The sequence below is a fragment of the Streptomyces sp. Q2 genome (genome assembly GCF_056820935.1).
In genome coordinates this window covers 198,338-218,062 of sequence record NZ_JBXEJE010000002.1, presented here as the reverse complement: position 1 = coordinate 218,062, position 19,725 = coordinate 198,338, and the positions used below count along the sequence as shown (strand labels likewise).

The following is a 19,725-nucleotide window of genomic DNA, read 5'->3' as shown; positions in this document are numbered from 1 at the left end:
TGCCGGGTCAGTAGATCGGCTTGCTCGGTTCGATCTGGTTGACCCAGCCGATCACGCCACCGCCGACGTGCACGGCGTCGGAGAAGCCCGCGGACTTCAGGACCGCGAGGACTTCCGCACTGCGGACACCCGTCTTGCAGTGCAGGACGATCTTCTTGTCCTGCGGGAGGGTCTCCAGGGCGGTGCCCATGAGGAACTCGTTCTTCGGGATCAGCCTGGCGCCCGGGATCGAGACGATCTCGTACTCGTTGATCTCACGGACGTCGATGATCTCGATGTTCTCGCCGTCGTCGATCCACTCCTTGAGCTGCTTCGGAGTGATCGTCGAGCCCGCGGCAGCCTCCTGGGCCTCCTCGGAGACGACGCCGCAGAAGGCCTCGTAGTCGATGAGCTCGGTGACGGTCGGGTTCTCGCCGCAGACCGCGCAGTCGGGGTCCTTGCGGACCTTGACCTGGCGGTACTGCATCTCCAGGGCGTCGTAGATCATCAGGCGGCCGACGAGCGGTTCGCCGATACCCGCGAGGAGCTTGATGGCCTCGTTGACCTGGATGGAGCCGATGGACGCGCACAGCACGCCCAGCACGCCGCCCTCGGCGCAGGAGGGGACCATGCCCGGGGGCGGGGGCTCCGGGTAGAGGCAGCGGTAGCAGGGGCCGTGCTCGGACCAGAAGACGGAGGCCTGGCCGTCGAAGCGGTAGATCGAACCCCACACGTACGGCTTGTTGAGCAGCACACACGCGTCGTTGACCAGGTAGCGGGTCGCGAAGTTGTCCGTGCCGTCGACGATCAGGTCGTACTGGCTGAAGATGTCCATCACGTTCTCGGCCTCGAGCCGCTCTTCGTGCAGGACCACGTTCACGTACGGGTTGATGCCGAGGACGGAGTCGCGCGCGGACTGCGCCTTGGAGCGGCCGATGTCGGCCTGGCTGTGAATGATCTGCCGCTGCAGGTTCGACTCGTCGACCTCGTCGAACTCCACGATGCCGAGCGTGCCCACGCCCGCGGCGGCCAGATACATCAACGCCGGCGAGCCCAGGCCGCCGGCGCCCACACACAGCACCTTGGCGTTCTTCAGCCGCTTCTGCCCGTCCATCCCGACGTCGGGGATGATCAGGTGGCGGGAGTACCTGCGGACCTCGTCTACGGTGAGCTCGGCAGCGGGCTCGACCAGGGGTGGCAGCGACACGGGGACTCCGTTGGTCGGTCAATCATTACGGTTGTTCTCTCCGTAACAGTGCCATGTCCTTTTTCATTCCGAGACACCCGTTCCGATCCGCGAGACGATTTCGTCCCAGTAACCGGGCATGGTCTCCCAGGGATCGGTGCGGCCGCAGCGGTCCGTGCGGTCGGTGAAGTAGATCGTCGACGCGCCCTGCCAGCGGGCGATGCGCAGCGCCTCCTCCAGATGAGGGCGGGGCACTCCGTGGACCAAGTGGCAGAAGCGCTCGGGTGGGTGGTCGGCGGTCCACTCCGCCACCTGGGACCAGCGGTAGTCGCTCCAGGGGCCGGCGAAGGTGACCAACTGGTCGGCGCTCTCGGCGTAACCGGGGTGGGGGTGGATGCCGTGGCCCAGGACGATGTGGGCGTCGTCACGCAGCGCCCGCAGCGTGGTGACCGTGCGGCGGATCTCGGAAAGCGCGGCGCGTTCGGTCGGGCAGCGGTCCAGGAGGAAGCCGTCGACCTGGTACCAGTCGATGTAGCGGTGCGCCTCGGAGATCACCTCACCGAGGGCGCGGGCGCCGTACGTGGTGTCGAGGTGGCCGAGGACGCGGACGCCCCCGTTGCGCAGCCGGCCGGCGGCCTCCAGACAGTGCGGGTCGGGGCGGCTGCCCGGGCCGTCCGAGACGTTGAGGACAACCCAGTGCAGCGGGGTGCCGGGGCGGGTGAGTTCGGCCCACTCGGCCGGGGCGACGAGGGGGTGGGCGAAACCGGGGATGCCTACGCCGACGCGGAGGTCGGTGCTCGCCGTGCCCCGTATGGCGCGGGTCAGATGCGGCATGCCGCCTCCATCCAGATGTCGGCGAGAGACTCTTCGAGACCGATCCGGGGGCGCCAGCCGAGCCGGTCGCGGGCGGTGCGCACATCGGCCTGCTGCCAGCTGCCGCAGCCGTCGGGGTACGGGTACGCGACCGGGGCCGCGTGGTCCGACTCCATGCGGGGGTGGCCGATGGTCGCCCTCAACGGGCCGGGAGGCCCGTCGAGTTCGTGGAGGGCGCCGCCGTACCCGGCCACTCGGGCGAGGACCGCGGCGGCGTCACGCAGACGGACTGCGCGGCCCGAGCCGATGTTGATGACGCCCTGCGCGGCGGAGAGCGAGGCCGCGTGTACGGCGCGGGCCACGTCACGTACGTCGACGAAGTCGCGCTGGGCGCCGAGGCCGCCGAGTTTGAGCTCGCCGTCGCCGGACTGCATGGCCCGGCGCATGGCCTCGGCCAGGCGGCCGAGGGGGGAGCCGGCGGGGGTGCCGGGGCCCGCTGGTGAGAAGACGCGCAGGACCACCGCGTCCAGGCCGGAGCCGAGGACGAGTTCGGTGGCGGCGAGTTTGCTGACGCCGTACGGGCCCCCGGGACGGGGGACGGCGTCCTCCGCGGTGGAGGAGCCGGGCTGGCTGGGGCCGTATTCGGCGCCGCAGCCGAGTTGCACGAGTCGGGCGCCGCAGCCGCTGCGGCGCAGGGCCTCGCAGACGGTGGCCACGGCGACGGTGTTGTGGCGGGTGAGTTCGCGGGCGCCGCCACGGGTGGCGCCGGCGCAGTTGACGACGACACCGGGGTGGACCGCGTCGAGGAACCGGGTGAGAGCGCCGGGGCTGCCGGACGCGAGGTCGAAGCGGACGTCGGCGTCGTCGCCGCGGCCGAGGGCGGTGAGCTGGACGGCCGGGTCGGCGAGCAGTCGGTCGGCGACGAAGCGGCCGAGGTAGCCGTTGGCTCCGATCAGCAGGACTCTCATCGGGCGGCTCCCGGGGCCGAGGCGTCGGGTCGGGAGGTGATCATTTGGTGGTCTCCTTCGGGGAGGTCTTGCGGGGGGCCTGCGGCGGCCTGTGCGGGTGTACGGGTGTGTGGGGGTGCGGGTGCGGCTTCGCCTACGGCGGGTGTGTGGGGCGGGGCCGCGCCGACCGGGCGGGCGGACATCCCCCGGCGCGTTCCCTTCTCGTCGTACCTGGGTGCCGCGCCGACCGGGCGGGCGGACATCCCCCGAGACGTCCCCTTCTCGTCGTACCTGGGTGCCGCGCCGCCCGGGCGCGCGGACATCCCCCGAGACGTCCCCGTCTCGTCGTAGCTGGGTGCCGCGCCGCCCGGGCGCGCGGACATCCCCCGAGACGTCCCCGTCTCGTCGTAGCTGGGTGCCGCGCCGCCCGGGCGCGCGGACATCCCCCGAGACGTCCCCGTCTCGTCGTAGCTGGGTGCCGCGCCGCCCGGGCGCGCGGACATCCCCCGAGACGTCCCCTTCTCGTCGTACCTGGGTGCCGCGCCGACCGGGCGCGCGGACATCCCCCGGGGCGTCCCCTTCTCGTCGTACGCGGGTGGCGCGGCGCCGGGGCGGGGCTGGCCGCGTCACCGCTGCTTCTCCGTCGGGGCGTGGGACGAGGCCCTGGTGAGGGTGCGGGTCGCGTGGAGAAGGAGGATCAGCGACCCGGCGGCGCAGGTGAGCGTTTGGACGCTGCCCGGGCCCCAGGTGTCGGTGAGCGTCTCGACCGGGACGGAGAGGAAGGCGCAGCCGGGGAGGCGGGCTGCGAAGACCGAGGCCAGGGCCGTTGCCTGGGCCATCGCGGTGGCGGTGAGGAGGACCGCGGGGGCGTGGGTGAAGCGGTGGACGGTGAGGAGGCGGGAGAAGAGGAGCAGGGCGCCCAGGGTGAGGGTCTGGGCGTAGGCGGCGGGTTCGTCCAGGGTTGCGGCGGTCAGGGTGAGGAGGGCGGTGAGGGCGCACAGGAACAGGGCGAACGTGCCGAGCAGCAGGGGGCGCACGGAGGCGGCGAAGTCCTCCAGACCGCGGCTGGCCGTCAGTTTGCGACGGGCTCGCGTGGTGAGGAGGTGGGTGCTCCAGGCCGCCGGGGCGCAGGCCCAGGTGAGGGCCAGGAGCGGGGCCGTGGTGAGGGGCCAGGGGGCGTCCGGGGTGCCGTCGGGCAGGCCGTCGGGGCCTCCGGCCAGGGCGGCTTGGAGCAAGCCGTCACCGAGGAGGGCGTACGCGATGAGCCAGTACGTCCAGGTGCTGGTGCCGCTCGCGGGGGCGCCGGCCCGGGGGCTGAGCGGTCCTCGGGTGAGGGCCGCGCGCACGGCCACGGCCACGGCGAGGGCGCCTGCGGCGGCGACCGTGTGGCGGGTTCGGCCGTGGGTGAGGTGCAGGCCGATCACGGTCGCCGTGCACAGCGCGCCGGGGAGGAGGGTCAGCAGGGCCCAGTCGGCGCGTGGGCGGGTGGCAGCCTGGGGGGCGGGGGGTTGGGGGGATTCGCCGTCGCGGGGGATCCGGGCGTACATCTCCTCGGCCAGCGAGAAGACGTCGCGGTGGCGGAAGCGGGCCGCGGTGCGGTCCGTGACACCGTGGGCCTCCAGGCCCGCCGCGATCTCCAGAGGGTCCACGGCCCGTTCACACAGATCCCGGTGACGGTGCATCAGGACCTTCACCGGGTCCGCGGCGGTGCGGCGGGGCTTGACCGGGCTGCGTGATCCGCTGGTTCCGGTGGCGCGTTCGTCGGGGTCGACGGCGGGGTCCGGCGGACGGTGGTGGTCTGCAGCGGAGTCGGGGTCGAGTTCTGCGTCGGGCGATTCCTGCTCGTTCGGTACGTGCGTCTCCGTGATGAGCCACTCCTCCGACCGTGGGTCCCAGGCTCCGGGGCTCTCGGGGGCGCCGGGGCGGTCCAGTTCGCCCAGATCGCTCATGACGCTCCCTCCGTGACGGCGGACGGCGTGGCGCGTACGGGCGGTCCGGCGGCCCAGCCGGGGCCGCCGCGGGCCACGACGCGCACGCCCCGCTCGGTCCAGCGGCCGGCTACATGGGCCTCGGCGGGGGCGGCGAACGGCAGGGGTTCGCCGGTGTCGTCGAGGAGGACACGGCGGACCGGGGTCTGCGAGACGATATCCAGGTAGATGCCGTGAAATGCTGTGATGTTCTGCTCGACGGTGAACAGTTCGAGAGCGCGGGCGCGGGCGGCGGCCCCCAGGCGCTCGCGGCGCTCGGTGTCGCGCAACAGTGCCACGCACGCCTCGGCGAGCGCCCGCGGATTGCGCGGGGGGACGACGAGACCGGTGCCGCCGATGACTTCCACGACGGCGCCGACGTCCGTGGACACCGTCGCCCGACCGCAGAACATGGCCTCGACCAGGCTGAGCGGGAAGCCCTCGACGACACTGGACAGGACGGTCACCGCGCCCGCGGCGTACGCGTCCGCCAGGGCCGGCAGTTCCGGGCCGCCGATCTCCTCGAAGGACACCGGGTTGTCGCCGACCGCGTGCGGCCCGTCGGCCTCGTCGGGGAAGAGCTGCGCGGCCAGCGCCCGGCAGTGACCCAGGTAGGCCGCGCCCTCGGAGCCGGCGGGCGCGCCGACGATCCGCAGTCGTGTCTTGGGCTCCTCCTTGCGGATCTCCGCGAGGGCGTGCAGCAGGGAGACCAGGTCCTTGGCCGGTTCCACCCGGCCCACCCAGACCAGGGTGTGCGGGTCCGCGCACGCGGACGACTCGCCGACGTCCGTGAAGCGGGAGGCGTCCATGCCCGGGTAGACCGTGCGGAGCTTGGCGCGGTCGGCGCCGCAGCGTTCCTGCCAGCGGCGCGCGTGCGCGTTGCCGGGCGTGACGACCGCGGCCCGGCCGTAGGTCTCGGCGGCGAGCCTGCCGTGGAAGGCGGTGAGCAGGGCGCGTACCGGGGGCGAGGACTCCGTGGCGGTCAGGTAGTGGGTGCGCAGCCGCACTCCGTACTCGGTGACCAGCAGGGGTACGCCGCAGAAGTGCTGCGCGAGCAGTCCGGGCAGGGCCGCCGCGCCTCCGGACGTCGCATGGCACAGGTCGACGGAGCCGATGTCGTCGTCCTCGTACCAGTCGAGCGAGAGAGGGCGCAGGGCGCGTTCCAGGTGGGCGGCGACGGTGAGCAGCTCCGGTACCCGCGCCTCGCGCGCCGTTCGCAGCGCGCCGGGCGCACGGCAGGCGCGTTCCAGGGCGCGTACGGCGTCCTCGGAGCGGAGCGCTCCCACCAGGCCGCCCTCGTCGCGGGCGAGTTCGGCCAGCCCGTACAGGGCACTGGCGAAACGGTCCGCCTCAGTGCCCGAAGGTCCTCCGGGCGCCTCTGCGACAGCTCCCTCGCACAGGGCGGCCGCCAACTCGCCGTAGCCCTCGGCGAAGCGCCGGCGCGCGCGCCGTCCGTACCTGGCCCCGTCGTCCTCGGCCGTCCACAGCGGTGCCGTGCGCACCCTGCTGACCTGCGGTGGCAGCGGAACCCAGCCCTCGTCCTCCTGGCGCTCGCTGCGACTGAGCGCGTAGATGTGGAACTCGTGCTGCTCAAGCCCGCGCACGAGCCGGTCGCACCAGAGCCTGGCGTCACCGCTCACATACGGATAGCCACCCTCCGTAAGCAGTCCGATGCGCACCAGCGCACCCCCGATCTCCCGTATGGAGAGCCACCGTTGACCCGGCGGCTCGCAGCGGGACGAACGTATGCGGACAAGGTGGTGGCGCGACGGACGGTTGTCCATCGCGCCACCAAAAGGGGTGAACGGTCGTAACTTTCCCGTGCGGGTGGCGTTCCGTCGCGCTAGGAGATCATGTGCGCACCGATCGTCACCGCGACACGNGTGGCGCGACGGACGGTTGTCCAGCGCCCCACCAAAAGGGGTGAACGGTCGTAACTTTCCCGTGCGGGTGGCGTTCCGTCGCGCTAGGAGATCATGTGCGCACCGATCGTCACCGCGACACGTGGGCGAGCGCCGGGGTGGGGGCCGGTGCGTGTGCCGGCCGCTTCTCGGCGTACGGGACCGTCAACTGCCCGGGTAGGGCCAGGGGTTGGCGCGGCAGTGAATTCCGTCGTGGTCGAGGAACTTGGTCTGCTGCTGCATGACCGGGGCGAGGTCGCCGTTCTTGTCGCAGGTGACGTGGCTGTAGCCGAGCCGGTGGCCGACCTCGTGGTTGATCAGCATCTGCCGGTAGGCATGGATCTGATCACCGTAGGTCTCGGATCCCTGCGCCCATCGATATGCGTTGATCATCACGCGTTCGGTGGCGGCCGAGTCGCACGAGACGTTGTCCACGGTGGTGTCCAGACCGGACTTGGCACACCAGGTGGCGGTGGTTCCGGGGCTGGCCAGAGTGATCACGAAGTCGGGCTTGCCGGAGTGGATGCGCTCGAAGGTGCGGGCTCCGCCGTGGGCCCAGCTCCGTTCGTCGTTGAGCGTCTTCTGCACGGCCTGCGCGAAGAGTTCGCCGTCCAGACCCAGCCCTTGCTCGACGTCGACGCGGTAGGTGTATTTCTGCCCCTTGCCGGGCGCCTTGTCGATGCCCTTGACGGCGTCGAACTCCCCCGGCCCCTTGAACGCGGCACCGAGCGTGTACGTCTTGTCCATCTTCTGCTCGTACGTCAGCGTCGCCACGCCGGGTGATCCGGAAGGCGTCGGCCGGCCGTCCCCGCGCGAGGCGGAGTCGCGGGCGTCCCGGGCCTGGTCGGTGGCGGACTGGGACTGCACGGCGTCGTCGTCCCGCCCGTTCGCGACCTGGCCGGCCACCACGACGGCCAGCACGGTGGTGACGGCGGCGGCCGCGATGCCGGTGAACGTCCGCCCCTTGCCGCCCCTGACGGGCGCAGGCTCGCCCGTGGGAGGCGCGTCGTCATCGACACCGTCACTGCCGGTCTCGGTGGGCCAGGCGGTGGCGGAGGAGTACGGGCCGGAGGCGTGCGCCACGGCCGGGGCGCGGTGCGGTGCGGTGACGGGTGCTCGGGGCGCGAAGACGTCGTCCTCCCGCTCGAAGTCCTCGTCCTCCCCCTCGAACGCGTCGAGGTAGTCCTGTCGAGGTCCCCTCAATCCCGCGGCCCCCGCAGATGGCGCCTGCCGCTGCCGAGGAAGGCCGACACCCGGGCCACCTGCACCGCCCGGGCCGCCCGGCCTGCCGTACCCGACGCCACCACGCCCGCTCAACTCTCCCCATCCGCCGCCCGATTCACGCTGCTCGGGGTGCCCCCCACGGACCTGAGGAAACCCGTGCGCCGGCGTGCCGTCGGGGAAACGCGGCACACCCCGAGCCGGCGTTCCGTCAGAAAGCCTCGGTACGCCGTGAGCAGGCGTTCCGTCGGCGAACCTGGGCACCCCGCGCGCGGGCGTGCCCTCGGATAGACGCGGTACCCCGCGCGCGGGGGTCCCGTCGGCGAATCCGGGAACCGGCCGAGCGGGCGTCCCGTACGTCCCGTATCCCGCCGGAGGGGCGGGTGGCGCGGGCGGTGCCTGTCGTGCGGGAGGTGGGCCTTGGTTCCGGCCCCGGCCCGTCGGATCGGCGTCGTCCCCCGTGGGGCCACTCCTGGGAGCGGGTCCACGTCGACTGTGGCGTCCCACGTAGCCTCTCAGCTCCCCGAGTTCATGCTGTCCGACATCCCGGCCCTGTCGCCGGAGGTTCCCTCTTCGTCGCCAACGGTACCCTCGCCGCCGCCGCGTGCCGCCATCCCACGGTCAACAGCGCCTGTGTCGGCGAGCAGTTCGCGAAACGCTCCGGCCACCGTCTCGGGGTACTCCATCATCGCCACGTGCCCCGCCTCGGGCAGGGTGAGGAGGCGGGAGTCGCGGAAGGCGCGGGCCGCCCTCTGGGCCATGCGGAAGCCGACGAGCTGGTCACGGCCGCCGTAGACGAGGAGGGTCGGCGCGAGGACGCGTTCGGCCTGGCGCCACAGCGCGTGTTGACCGCCCAGGGTGTACGCGTTCACCAGCCCGCGCGCGGAACGCGTCATCGCGTCCCAGAAGTACGGCAGCCGTACCCGCCGCTCCATCTCCTCCACGGCGTGTCGGAACCCCTCGGGGGTCACCCGCCCGGGATCGCCGTAACAAAGGGCCATGACCCCACGGACCCGCTGCTCCGACGTCCACTCCTTGGTGAACCGCGTGAAGAGTCCCGCCACGCCGGGCACCGCCAGCAGCCCCGTCGGCACGGCCGTGCGCTGGACGCGGAGCTCCGGCAGCGCGGGCGAGACGAGGGTGAGGGTGCGGACGAGGTCGGGGCGTACCGCGGCGACGCGTGTGGAGACCGCGCCGCCGAGCGAGTTCCCGAGGAGGTGCACCGGACCGCGCCCGGAGGCGTCGAGATAACGGATCACCGCGCGCGCGTGCCCGGTGATCGAGTAGTCGCCGTCGTCCGGCGGGGGGGAGTCGCCGAAGCCCGGCAGGTCGACGGCCTCGCCGTCGACGGCGTCCTCGAGTTGCAGCATCAGCGCCGACCAGTTCTGGGAGGAACCGCCGAGTCCATGGACGTACAGCGCGGGCGGCAGTCCCTCGCGCGCGGGCGGCCTCGACCGCACGGTCAGCGTGATCCCGGGCAGCCCCACCGACCTGAGCCTCTCGCCCTCCGCGACCCTGACGGGCGCCACCCTGGGGAGCACGTTGGCGGGCGGCACGAACGGCTGCTCGGTCGAAGACATGCGGCAATGTTACGAGACGATCACGCTCTGGTTCATGTGTTCGGCGTCACAGGGGGCACTCGGATCGCATGGCATCCAGATCGGGTGTCTCCTAGGCTCGTGCGCAGGGCACCCGCATGTGGCCCCCTGTTCCACTCAGGGATGTTCTAGGAAGGGAGCCCATCATGGCCGTCGACCCCACCGACCCCGAGACGTTCGTGCACGAGGACGCCGAGCAGGCGACCGAGATCGACGTCGAGGCGCCGGAGAACGACGCCGCAGAGCAGCTGACGGAGGTCAAGCCGGACCGGGACGACCCGCTGACCGGCGTGGAGCCGGACCGCGCGAGCGAGGCCGACCTCATGGAACAGGCCCGCGTCGTCTCCATCGACGAGGACGACTATCGGTGAGAGCGACCGTTCCGTCCCGGTTAGAGGCACCGTGCGTGGTAATCGTCAGCGTCCGGTCCGTGAAATTCTGCGCTCGCAGCGCGCACACCACGGTTACCGAAAAGTACGATGGCGGCGCGGCGCACACCGCAGAGGGACGACTTTGGGAGGCGGCGTGACAGCCATCGAGCAGACAGAGGCGGCACGCCCGCGAGGCACGCGCCTGCCGCGCCGTGCCCGACGGAACCAGCTGCTGGGCGCCGCGCAGGAAGTCTTCGTGGCACAGGGCTACCACGCGGCCGCGATGGACGACATCGCCGAGCGCGCCGGCGTCAGCAAGCCGGTGCTCTACCAGCACTTCCCCGGCAAGCTCGACCTCTACCTCGCGCTGCTGGACCAGCACTGCGAGTCGCTGATCCAGTCCGTCCGCACGGCGCTCGCGTCAACCACGGACAACAAGCAGCGTGTACGGGCGACCATGGACGCCTACTTCGCGTACGTCGAGGACGACGGCGGTGCCTTCCGCCTGGTCTTCGAGTCGGACCTGACGAACGAGCCCGCGGTGCGCGAGCGCGTCGACAAGGTCACGAACGAGTGCGCCGAGGCGATCTGCGACGTCATCGCCGAGGACACCGGCCTCTCCCGCGCGGAGTCGATGCTGCTGGCCTCCGGGCTCGGCGGTCTCGCCCAGGTGGTGGCCCGTTCCTGGCTGCACAGCGACCGCAGCGTCCCGCGCGACCAGGCGGTCCAGCTGCTGACCTCGCTGGCGTGGCGGGGCATCGCCGGTTTCCCGCTGCACGGCACCGAGCACCACTGACCGCACGCACCACGAGGGTTTGTTCCCGCCCGCTGTTCGCTTCTGGCGTTCTTGTGCGGAGCATGGACGTCCCCTCACCGGGCTAATGTGTGCGGAGTACGGCGCGGAAGGTCGCGCACTTCACTGACCGTCGGAGGGACATAGCCGTGGAGGTCAAGATCGGCGTGCAGCACGCGCCTCGCGAGATCGTTCTGGAGAGCGGTCAGAGTGCCGATGAGGTCGAGCGGGCGGTGTCCGAGGCGCTGGCCGGGAAGTCGCAGCTGCTGACCCTGGTGGACGAGCACGGCCGCAAGGTCCTCGTCCCGGCCGACCGTCTCGCCTACGTCGAGCTCGGTGAGCCGGCCCCCCGCAAGGTGGGCTTCGGCGCGCTGTAGTCACACGCGGAGAGAGGGGCCCGGCGACCATGTGTCGCCGGGCCCCTCTCGACTTTTTTCTCTCCACATATGGAGCACAACTCGCGCACAGGGGAGGATTGCATTCCGCAGGTCACGGGTATGACGGGGAACGACCGTAACGCGCAGTGTGGCCGTGTGGGAGGGACCNGCCCGCCCACCTGGTGCCGCGGCGCCCCTCTCGACTTTTTTCTCTCCACATATGGAGCACAACTCGCGCACAGGGGAGGATTGCATTCCGCAGGTCACGGGTATGACGGGGAACGACCGTAACGCGCAGTGTGGCCGTGTGGGAGGGACCCCATGATGTTGTTGGAAGCGCTCGGCTCCGCTCTGCTCGGTCTTGTGCTGGCGTGGCTGGCGATCCACCGACTGTCCCACCGTCTGCCCGCCCGTTCGCTGGTCCTCGCGACCGGCGTGGCCGGCGCCCTCTTCGGAGCGTTCGTCACGCACAGCGCGCTGGACGCGGGAGGCGCCCTGCTGACCCTCGTCGGCGCGACGATCGTCGCCTCGGCCTCGCTCTCGCTCCTGCTGCGCCCCGCGGGAAGACTCCGCCGCCGATCGGCGACCGCCTGACCCACCGCCGATCGCGGCGACCCCACTGAGCGCAGGTCAGCGAGCCGGGCCGACGACCTGGATCGGCCGGGCCGGGCCGGCGAGCAAGGGCAGCAGGCTAGGCCGCCAGTCCCAGCGCCGCCATCCGCTTGGTGTGCGCCTCGGTGATCCGGGAGAACATCCGGCCGACCTCCGCGAGGTCGAAACCGTCCGCGACGCCGCCCACGAGCATCGTCGACAGCGCGTCCCGGTCGGCGACCACGCGCTGGGACTGCGACAGGGCCTCGCCCATCAGCCGCCGCGCCCACAGCGCGAGCCGCCCGCCCACGCGCGGTTCCGCGTCGATCGCCGCGCGCACCTTCTCGACGGCGAAGCCGGCGTGGCCGGTGTCGTCGAGGACGGCCAGGACGAGCTCGCGGGTGTCGGTGTCGAGCCGGGCGGCGACCTCCCGGTAGAAGTCGCTGGCGATCGAGTCGCCGACGTACGCCTTGACGAGCCCCTCCAGCCAGTCCGAGGGCGCCGTCTGCTTGTGGAATCCGTCGAGCGCGGCGACGAACGGCTCCATGGCCGAGGTCGGCTCCTCGCCGATCTCGGTGAGCCGGTCGCGCAGCTTCTCGTAGTGGTGGAACTCGGCCGACGCCATCTTCGCCAACTCCGCCTTGTCCGCCAGCGTCGGCGCCAGTTTCGCGTCCTCCGCGAGCCGCTCGAACGCCGCCAGTTCGCCGTACGCGAGCGCGCCGAGCAGGTCGACGACCGCGGCGCGGTACTGAGGTTCGGCACAGGCCTGTGTCCAGTCCTGGGCGGCGACTCCGGTGGGTGCGGCAGATCCGGCGGAGGCGTTGTCAGGCTTGTCAGAGGTCGTCATGAAGCGCACAATAGCTGGCTCGCCGCGCGGCGGAAGTCCCTGCTCAATCAGTGTGACGACGACTACGTGACGAAATCGGCCATCGCGTGTGCGCGTTTCCGGGGTACAGTGGTAATGCGCCTGCCGACTATTCGACGGGCTGCATGTATGAGGATGCCCGGTCGGTGGCCCGATCGGCTCCGACCCGACAGCCCTCCTCGCCCGTACGACGCAGTGCGTACGAAGTTCGGAGGGGGACCCTCAGCGGTTCGAGCGCTAGAGCGTCGGCAGTGGTCCCGTGTCATACGGCTCGCCCGTAAGGCAGTAGTCGACGTCCCCAGCACGGTCCTAGACGACCCCCGCGCTCGCCCTCGCGCCGCGCACACAGAAGAGGCAGCACCCTGACTACGACTTTCCGAGAGCTCGGAATCCTTCCCGAGACGGCCGAAGCACTTGAGGCCGTCGGCATCGTCACCCCCTTCCCCATCCAGGAGATGACGCTCCCCGTCGCCCTCACCGGCACGGACGTCATCGGCCAGGCCAAGACCGGCACCGGCAAGACGCTGGGCTTCGGCCTCCCGCTCCTCGAGCGCGTCACCGTCCCCGCCGACGTCGAGTCCGGCCGCGCCAAGCCCGAGCAGCTCACCGACGCCCCGCAGGCGCTCGTCGTCGTCCCCACGCGCGAGCTGTGCACCCAGGTCACCAACGACCTGCTGACCGCGGGCAAGGTCCGCAACGTGCGCGTGCTCGCCATCTACGGCGGCCGGGCGTACGAGCCGCAGGTCGAGGCCCTCAAGAAGGGCGTCGACGTGATCGTCGGCACCCCGGGCCGTCTGCTGGACCTCGCGGGCCAGAAGAAGCTCGACCTCAAGCACATCAAGGCGCTCGTCCTCGACGAGGCCGACGAGATGCTCGACCTCGGCTTCCTGCCCGACGTCGAGAAGATCATCAACATGCTGCCGGCCCGCCGCCAGACGATGCTGTTCTCGGCGACCATGCCGGGCGCGGTCATCGGCCTCGCGCGCCGCTACATGTCGCAGCCCACGCACATCAGCGCCACGGCTCCGGACGACGCGGGCAAGACGGTCGCGAACACCAAGCAGCACATCTACCGCGCGCACAACATGGACAAGCCCGAGCTGGTCGCGCGGATACTGCAGGCCGAGGGCCGCGGTCTCGTGATGGTCTTCTGCCGTACGAAGCGGACGGCGGCCGATCTGGCCGACCAGCTCCAGCAGCGCGGTTTCGCCTCCGGCGCGGTCCACGGCGACCTCGGCCAGGGCGCCCGCGAGCAGGCGCTGCGCGCGTTCCGCAACGGCAAGGTGGACGTCCTGGTCTGCACCGACGTCGCCGCCCGCGGTATCGACGTCGAAGGCGTCACCCACGTCATCAACTACCAGTCCCCCGAGGACGAGAAGACGTACCTGCACCGCATCGGCCGTACGGGCCGCGCGGGCGCCAAGGGCATCGCGATCACGCTCGTCGACTGGGACGACATCCCGCGCTGGCAGCTCATCAACAAGGCGCTGGACCTCGGGTTCAACGACCCGCCGGAGACGTACTCCACCTCCCCGCACCTCTTCGAGGAGCTGAGCATCCCCGCGGGCACCAAGGGTGTCCTGCCGCGCTCGGAGCGCACGCGCGCCGGGCTCGGGGCGGAGGAGCTGGAGGACCTGGGCGAGACGGGCGGCCGTGGGGCACGTGGTGGTCGCGGAGACCGCGGCGGCCGTGGTGACCGCGGCGGTCGAGGTGACCGCGACAGCCGAGGCGGTCGGGACACCCGAGGCGGTCGGGACGAGTCCCGTGCGGCCGAGGACGAGCGTTCGGCCCGTACGCCGCGTCGCCGTCGCCGCACGCGCAACGGCACCCCGCTGGACACGACCGCTCCCGTCGGGACGGCTCCCGCCGAGGGCGTCGTCACCCCGCAGGAGACCACCGCGCCGGAGGACGCCACCGCGAGCCGGACCCCGCGTCGCCGTCGCCGCACCCGCAACGGATCGTCGGAGGCGGCGCCGGCCACGGCAGCCGTGACGACCGAGCCGACAATGTCCGAGGTCGCCCCGGTGACGGAGGCCGCCGAGGCCGCTGTCGCGACGGCCGAGGGCACGGCTGCCCTCGACACCGCCGAGACGGTGGCGAAGCCGCGCCGCCGCCGTACCCGTAGGTCCGCGGAGAACGCGGTCGACACGGCCGGGTCCACGACGCCGGAGACGGTGACAAAGGCCCCGGTGACCCCCGAGGCCCCGCAGGCCGAGGTTCCCGCCGCCGCGCCGCGCCGGCGTACCCGCAAGGCCACGGCTGCGGCCGAGGTCGCGGTCGACACGGCCGAGGGGACCGGCACTCCGGAAGCCGAAGCACCAGAGGCGGCAGAGGCGGCAGAGGCCAAGCCTCGCCGTCGTACGCGCAAGACGGCGGCCGTGGCTCCGGCCGAGGCCGCCCTCGACACCGTCGAGGCAGTGGAGGCCAAGCCGCGTCGCCGTACGCGCAAGACCGCCGCCGCCGAGCCCGCCGCCGCCGTCGAGATCCCGGCGCAGACGGCCCCGGAGGCGGAGCCGGCCGAGGTCAAGCCCCGCCGTACGCGCAAGGCCGCCGCCCCCGCCGAGGCAGCGGTCGACACCGCCGAGGGCACGGCGACCAAGCCGCGCCGCACGCGCAAGACCGCCGCCGCGGCTCCGGCGGAGACCGCCCTCGACACCGCCGAGGCAGTGGAGGCCAAGCCGCGTCGTACGCGCAAGACCGCCGCCGCCAAGGCAGTTGAGGGTGACACGGTCGAGGTGGCGGCTGAGGTCAAGCCCCGTCGTACGCGCAAGACCGCCGCCGCTGTGGCCGAACCTGCCGAGGACGCGGCGGACGGTGTGGAGGCCAAGCCTCGTCGTCGCACCCGCAAGGCCGCGGAGCCCGCGGTGGCCGCCGCCATCCCGGCCCAGGCCGCCGCGGAGCCGGTGGCCGCGCCTCGGCGCCGGGCTCGTAAGGCCGCGGTGGCCACGGAGCCCACGGAGAGCTGATCTCCCGCCCGACGGCCCGGTTCACCTCGTGTGGACCGGGCCGTCGGCGTTGGCGGCCCTCACCGGGGTCCGGCGGCGGGACCCGACCCGATACCCTCCCCCCGTGAGCAGCCAAGCCTCCTTCGCCGCACCCCCCAACTCCCGCGCCTACCCCCTGCGCACCCGGCGCGGTGACTTCGCCGTCGTCGATTCGCTCGTGCCCTCCGGTGTCGAGCCGAGGGGCACCGTGCTGATGCTGCCCGGTTTCACGGGGAGCAAGGAGGACTTCACGCTGCTGCACGAGCCGCTCGCGGAGCGTGGGTACCGTGTCGTGGCCGTGGACGGACGGGGTCAGTTCGAGTCGGACGGGCCCGAGGAGGACGAAACCGCCTACGCGCAGGACGAGTTGGCGCGGGACGTGCTCGCCCAGGCCGGCACCCTCGAGGGCCCCCTGCATCTGCTCGGGCACTCTCTCGGCGGGCAGATCGCCCGCGCCGCAGTACTGCTCGACCACTCCCCGTTCCGCTCCCTCACCCTGGTCGCCTCCGGACCGGCTCAGATCTCCGACTCCCAGCAGCAGCGCGTGAAACTGTTGCGGGACGCGCTCGCCGTGATGGGCATGGCCGAGGTGTGGGAGGCCATCCTGGCCATGGGACCTCCGGAGGAGGTCGGCGGACCGGCCCGGGGCATCGGCGGCACCGAGCAGCTGCGCCGCCGCTGGCTGGGCCACAAGCCCGCCCAACTCCGCGCCACCGGACGCCAGTTGTGCACCGAGCCGAACCGGGTCGCGGAACTCGCCGCCGTCGCACTCCCGGTGCACGTCCTGTCCGGCGCCCACGACGACACGTGGCCGGTGGCGCTGCTGGACGACATGGCCGTACGGCTGAGGGCGCGGCGGACGGTCATCCCGGGCGCCGAGCATTCCCCGAACACCGACCGGCCCCTCCCGACCGCCCGCGCCCTCGCGGACTTCTGGGACGGCGTCCAGCCCCTCACGGCCTGACCGCTGAACACCAGGGCCGACCCGATTGGGGCCGGCACTGCTTCGGGCCGGCACTGCTTCGGGCTGTACTGGTACCGGTTCGGGCTAGTACTGCGCCTGCAGGTGCTCCCAGAAGCCGTCCCGCAGGGCGCGTCTGAGGTCGGGCTGGCCGCGCAGCGAGTACTGGAGAAGGCCCTCCGCCTCCACCAGGAGGTCCTGGTCCACCGAGCCGGGCAGATAGGGATGGCCCGGCAGCAGTTCCACCAGCGATTCGCGGCCCCTCGCCGCCAGCCACTTCGCGGCGATCTGCGCGCCGACGAAGCGGACGGCCTCGCGGGTGGGGCGGGACGCCGTCGGCTCGTAGGCGGGGGCTGTGCGGCGTGACACGTACGGCTTGAAGAAGTCGAGGTCAAACGTGCGCTGGCTGTCGACCTCCCAGAGCAGGGGCTCGGCCTGGTTGCGGCCCTCCGGCGCCTCGATGCCCCAGAGGTGGACGCGGGCGCCGTAGCCCTGGGCCGCCTCGACGGCCGAGACCAGGTCCTCGTCACCACCGAGGAGCGCCGCGTCGCTGATGGCGCGGTGGCGGGCGAGGGATTCCAGGTCGGAGCGGATGAGGGAGTCGACGCCCTTTTGCTGGTTGTTCGCGTTCAGGTTGCCCAACCGGACCTTGACGTCCGGGAGTTCGGCGATGGACTGCTGCTCTCCGGTGTGGATGCGGCGTCTGGCGCCGTCGTACCAGTAGACCCGCAGCAGCCGGCTGTCCGCGAAGATCGTGCGGGCCTTGTCGATGAGCGCCTCGATGAGCCCTTCGGCGTCCAGATCGAAGGCGCGGCGGTCCTCCGTCCCGGAGACGAGGCGTCCCGCGGCCGCGTACAGGTATCCCGCGTCGACGAAGATCGCATGGGTCGAGGGCGTCTTCGCCACCTCGGCGAGCATGCGCTGGAGCAGCTCGTTGGTGCGGTCGATGCGGGCGCTGAGGGCCGCGAGGTCGTCGTTCATCGCCTCCATTGTCCCGGCGGTCACGCTGTGAACACAACTGGTCCCGGTCAGTCCCGTCCACGTGGCTTACCGGTCAGTAATTAGCTGTTCGAAAAATTTCTTTAGCGTAGGGAATGTTTGTAACACGCATCCCGTTGACTACGTACAGATGGCACCACGCCACAAGACGCAACAGAAGTAGTTCTCCGCAGGAGGATGACCAGACGAAGGGAGAAGCCAATGCGCTTCGAAATCATGCGACTCGACGATGTCGACGGCACGGCCGTGGACAGCACCGTCGTGGACGCCGCCTCCGTCAACCGTATCGTTCAGCAGGCTGCCGCGATCGGCCAGCGGCTGTGGATCCGGCCGGCCGAGACCTCGGCCTCGTAACCCCCGGGATCCCCTTACACGTTTCAGAGCCCCCGTACGGCATCGACGCCGTACGGGGGCTCTGCGCGTACCCGGCGGGAGCGGACCGGCAGGACGCGACAGGACCCGTGCCCTCAGCTTGCCTGGATGACCTGGGTGATCCCGTTGATGATCTGCTGCACGGCGATCGCGGAGAGCATCATGCCCGCGAGCCGTGTCACCAGGACCACGCCGCCGTCCTTGATGACCCGGATGATCAGCAGCGAGTACCGCATCACCACCCACAGGACGACGTGGATGGCGAGGATCGCCGTCCACACCGACACCTGCGTGGCGACGCTGTCGGCCTTCTGCACGGCGAGGATGACCGACACGATCGCACCCGGCCCGGCCAGCAGCGGCATGCCCAGCGGTACGAGCGCGACGTTGACGTCCTTGGTCTGCTTCGGCTCGTCCGTCTTGCCGGTGAGCAGATCCAGCGCGATCAGCAGGAGCAGCAGCCCGCCCGCGATCATCAGCGCGGGCACGGACACGTGCAGGTAGTCGAGGATCTGGTGCCCGAGCAGCCCGAAGACGGTGATCACGCCGCCGGCCACGCAGACGGCCTGGAACGCCATCCGCTTCTGCACCTTGCCGGGGCGCCCGGAGGTCAGTGCCAGGAAGATCGGAGTGATCCCGGGGGGATCCATGATGACGAAGAGGGTGAGGAACAGGGAGCCGAAGACGGCGAGGTCGAACATGAGGGCCTTGCTGAGCGACGAACGGATGGGGCGTGCGGATCAGGACCGTGAGGACCTGGATCGCCAGTGCACCAGGTGCGAAAGGACCGCGAGGTGCGTGGAGACGCGAAGTGCACCAGCTGCGTGAGGACCGCGAGGTGCGGGCGCGAAGTGCGCGAGGACCGAGGAACGTGAACCCTCAGGCCCCGCCGGCTCCCGGCACCGGGAACGCGCCCGTCGCCCGTCGCGTGATCTCCCCGTACACCTCGGGATCCGTCACGTACTCGCCGAGCACGCACGTCTTCCGGCTGCCGTGGTAGTCGCTGGACCCCGTCGTGAGCAGCCCGAGCTCCTTGGCGAGGCCGCGCAGCCGTGCCCGGGTGTCCGGGTCGTGGTCCATGTGGTCGACCTCGATGCCGTCGAGCCCGGCCGTGGCCAGCTCGGCGATCGCGGACTCCGGGACCGTGCGCCCGCGCTTGCTCGCGCCCGGGTGGGCGAACACGGCGACGCCGCCCGCGCCCTTGATCAGCCGGATCGCCTCGAAGGGGTCGGTCTCGTGCTTCGCCACGTGGGCCCGGCCGCCGTCGGCCAGCCAGTCCACCGTGAAGGCGTCGTTCACGGTCGGCACGACACCGAGCTCGACCAGGGCGGTCGCGACATGCGGGCGTCCGACCGAGCCGTCACCCGCGATGCGCGCCACCTGCTCCCAGGTCACCGGCACGCCCAGCTCCTGGAGCCTGGCGACCATGCCCCGCGCCCGCGGCACCCGGTCGTCCCGCACCAGCTCGCGCTCGGCGAGCAGGGCCGGTTCCTCGGGGTCGAAGAGGTAGGCCAGCATGTGCATGGAGACGCCGTCTACCCGGCAGGACAGCTCGGCGCCGGTGACCAGCGTGAGCCCCTCCGGCAGCGCCGCGATCGCCTCGGCGTGTCCGCGGGTGGTGTCGTGGTCGGTCAGAGCGACCACGTCCAGGCCGGCCGCGGCGGCGTTGCGTACCAGCCCGGCCGGGGTGTCCGTACCGTCGGAGGCCGTGGAGTGGGTGTGCAGGTCGATGCGCACGACGCGGACTCCAAGCGATGACGGGACGGTGAGGAGCTCAAGGATAACCGGATTTTCGAGCTC

The 19,725-nt window shown here is 71.6% G+C and carries 18 protein-coding genes; 7 read left to right on the top strand and 11 right to left on the bottom strand.

The annotated features are described in order from the left end of the window. Positions 1 to 7 precede the first annotated feature (7 nt). The 7 genes from moeZ to ACWBNA_RS03140 all read right to left on the bottom strand — a co-directional run bounded on the left by moeZ (position 8) and on the right by ACWBNA_RS03140 (position 9,594). Positions 8 to 1,186 (bottom strand): adenylyltransferase/sulfurtransferase MoeZ, encoded by a 1,179-nt coding sequence (gene moeZ, locus ACWBNA_RS03170; RefSeq protein ID WP_482702036.1) that lies wholly within the window; start codon positions 1,184 to 1,186, stop codon positions 8 to 10. 63 nt (positions 1,187 to 1,249) lie between these two features. After that, positions 1,250 to 1,999 (bottom strand): spherulation-specific family 4 protein, encoded by a 750-nt coding sequence (locus ACWBNA_RS03165; RefSeq protein ID WP_482702034.1) that lies wholly within the window; start codon positions 1,997 to 1,999, stop codon positions 1,250 to 1,252. Then, a complete protein-coding gene (locus ACWBNA_RS03160; protein WP_482702033.1) occupies positions 1,987 to 2,946 on the bottom strand; it encodes an NAD-dependent epimerase/dehydratase family protein in 960 nt (319 codons plus the stop codon). The genes ACWBNA_RS03165 and ACWBNA_RS03160 overlap by 13 nt, the downstream gene beginning before the upstream one ends. Positions 2,947 to 3,551: 605 nt before the next feature. After that, positions 3,552 to 4,874 (bottom strand): hypothetical protein, encoded by a 1,323-nt coding sequence (locus tag ACWBNA_RS03155; protein WP_482702031.1) that lies wholly within the window; start codon positions 4,872 to 4,874, stop codon positions 3,552 to 3,554. After that, complete coding sequence (locus ACWBNA_RS03150; protein ID WP_482702030.1) at positions 4,871 to 6,571, bottom strand: DUF3492 domain-containing protein; 1,701 nt, start codon at positions 6,569 to 6,571, stop codon at positions 4,871 to 4,873. The genes ACWBNA_RS03155 and ACWBNA_RS03150 overlap by 4 nt, the downstream gene beginning before the upstream one ends. Positions 6,572 to 6,958: 387 nt before the next feature. Continuing rightward, complete coding sequence (locus ACWBNA_RS03145; RefSeq protein ID WP_482702028.1) at positions 6,959 to 8,521, bottom strand: DUF3152 domain-containing protein; 1,563 nt, start codon at positions 8,519 to 8,521, stop codon at positions 6,959 to 6,961. 8 nt (positions 8,522 to 8,529) lie between these two features. Continuing rightward, positions 8,530 to 9,594, bottom strand: coding sequence for an alpha/beta fold hydrolase (locus ACWBNA_RS03140; RefSeq protein WP_482702026.1), 1,065 nt, complete (start codon positions 9,592 to 9,594; stop codon positions 8,530 to 8,532). Positions 9,595 to 9,758: 164 nt separating this feature from the next. Between ACWBNA_RS03140 and ACWBNA_RS03135 the strand changes: the two genes are divergently transcribed. The 4 genes from ACWBNA_RS03135 (at position 9,759) to ACWBNA_RS03120 (ending at position 11,747) form a co-directional block, all read left to right on the top strand. Continuing rightward, complete coding sequence (locus ACWBNA_RS03135; RefSeq protein ID WP_482702024.1) at positions 9,759 to 9,983, top strand: hypothetical protein; 225 nt, start codon at positions 9,759 to 9,761, stop codon at positions 9,981 to 9,983. A gap of 154 nt (positions 9,984 to 10,137) precedes the next feature. Then, entirely contained in the window at positions 10,138 to 10,779 is a 642-nt protein-coding gene (locus ACWBNA_RS03130) for a TetR/AcrR family transcriptional regulator (RefSeq protein ID WP_217239499.1), read from the top strand. Between the two features lie 146 nt (positions 10,780 to 10,925). After that, positions 10,926 to 11,153, top strand: coding sequence for a DUF3107 domain-containing protein (locus tag ACWBNA_RS03125; RefSeq protein WP_217239500.1), 228 nt, complete (start codon positions 10,926 to 10,928; stop codon positions 11,151 to 11,153). Positions 11,154 to 11,477: 324 nt separating this feature from the next. Then, a complete protein-coding gene (locus ACWBNA_RS03120) occupies positions 11,478 to 11,747 on the top strand; it encodes a hypothetical protein (protein WP_482702432.1) in 270 nt (89 codons plus the stop codon). A gap of 97 nt (positions 11,748 to 11,844) precedes the next feature. Here ACWBNA_RS03120 and ACWBNA_RS03115 read toward each other — a convergent pair whose 3' ends face one another. Then, the gene (locus ACWBNA_RS03115) at positions 11,845 to 12,600 is read right to left on the bottom strand and encodes a ferritin-like domain-containing protein (RefSeq protein ID WP_482702021.1); all 756 of its coding nucleotides are present in this window, start codon (positions 12,598 to 12,600) and stop codon (positions 11,845 to 11,847) included. A gap of 464 nt (positions 12,601 to 13,064) precedes the next feature. On the opposite strand from ACWBNA_RS03115, the gene ACWBNA_RS03110 reads away from it, so the two are divergent. Further along, a complete protein-coding gene (locus ACWBNA_RS03110; protein ID WP_482702019.1) occupies positions 13,065 to 15,575 on the top strand; it encodes a DEAD/DEAH box helicase in 2,511 nt (836 codons plus the stop codon). 103 nt (positions 15,576 to 15,678) lie between these two features. Then, entirely contained in the window at positions 15,679 to 16,557 is an 879-nt protein-coding gene (locus ACWBNA_RS03105) for an alpha/beta fold hydrolase (RefSeq protein ID WP_482702017.1), read from the top strand. Positions 16,558 to 16,641: 84 nt separating this feature from the next. Here ACWBNA_RS03105 and ACWBNA_RS03100 read toward each other — a convergent pair whose 3' ends face one another. After that, entirely contained in the window at positions 16,642 to 17,535 is an 894-nt protein-coding gene (locus ACWBNA_RS03100) for an NYN domain-containing protein (RefSeq protein WP_482702015.1), read from the bottom strand. 219 nt (positions 17,536 to 17,754) lie between these two features. Between ACWBNA_RS03100 and ACWBNA_RS03095 the strand changes: the two genes are divergently transcribed. After that, positions 17,755 to 17,907 (top strand): hypothetical protein, encoded by a 153-nt coding sequence (locus ACWBNA_RS03095; RefSeq protein ID WP_217241068.1) that lies wholly within the window; start codon positions 17,755 to 17,757, stop codon positions 17,905 to 17,907. Between the two features lie 113 nt (positions 17,908 to 18,020). On the opposite strand, the gene ACWBNA_RS03090 is transcribed toward ACWBNA_RS03095, so the two are convergent. Both ACWBNA_RS03090 and ACWBNA_RS03085 read right to left on the bottom strand, forming a co-directional pair. Further along, positions 18,021 to 18,626 carry a MarC family protein gene (locus ACWBNA_RS03090; RefSeq protein WP_482702013.1) on the bottom strand — a complete coding sequence of 202 codons (606 nt, stop codon included), beginning with the start codon at positions 18,624 to 18,626 and terminating at the stop codon, positions 18,021 to 18,023. 178 nt (positions 18,627 to 18,804) lie between these two features. Further along, the gene (locus tag ACWBNA_RS03085; RefSeq protein ID WP_482702011.1) at positions 18,805 to 19,662 is read right to left on the bottom strand and encodes a PHP domain-containing protein; all 858 of its coding nucleotides are present in this window, start codon (positions 19,660 to 19,662) and stop codon (positions 18,805 to 18,807) included. Positions 19,663 to 19,725 lie beyond the last annotated feature (63 nt).

What these genes read in the sequence shown, in the direction of transcription:
- ACWBNA_RS03155 (WP_482702031.1), bottom strand. Translation starts at nt 4,874, where the DNA reads ATGAGCGATCTGGGCGAACTGGACCGCCCCGGCGCCCCCGAGAGCCCC.
- ACWBNA_RS03135 (WP_482702024.1), top strand. Translation starts at nt 9,759, where the DNA reads ATGGCCGTCGACCCCACCGACCCCGAGACGTTCGTGCACGAGGACGCC.
- ACWBNA_RS03165 (WP_482702034.1), bottom strand. Translation starts at nt 1,999, where the DNA reads ATGCCGCATCTGACCCGCGCCATACGGGGCACGGCGAGCACCGACCTC.
- ACWBNA_RS03110 (WP_482702019.1), top strand. Translation starts at nt 13,065, where the DNA reads ATGACGCTCCCCGTCGCCCTCACCGGCACGGACGTCATCGGCCAGGCC.
- ACWBNA_RS03095 (WP_217241068.1), top strand. Translation starts at nt 17,755, where the DNA reads ATGCGCTTCGAAATCATGCGACTCGACGATGTCGACGGCACGGCCGTG.
- ACWBNA_RS03160 (WP_482702033.1), bottom strand. Translation starts at nt 2,946, where the DNA reads ATGAGAGTCCTGCTGATCGGAGCCAACGGCTACCTCGGCCGCTTCGTC.
- ACWBNA_RS03090 (WP_482702013.1), bottom strand. Translation starts at nt 18,626, where the DNA reads ATGTTCGACCTCGCCGTCTTCGGCTCCCTGTTCCTCACCCTCTTCGTC.
- ACWBNA_RS03100 (WP_482702015.1), bottom strand. Translation starts at nt 17,535, where the DNA reads ATGAACGACGACCTCGCGGCCCTCAGCGCCCGCATCGACCGCACCAAC.
- ACWBNA_RS03140 (WP_482702026.1), bottom strand. Translation starts at nt 9,594, where the DNA reads ATGTCTTCGACCGAGCAGCCGTTCGTGCCGCCCGCCAACGTGCTCCCC.
- ACWBNA_RS03120 (WP_482702432.1), top strand. Translation starts at nt 11,478, where the DNA reads ATGTTGTTGGAAGCGCTCGGCTCCGCTCTGCTCGGTCTTGTGCTGGCG.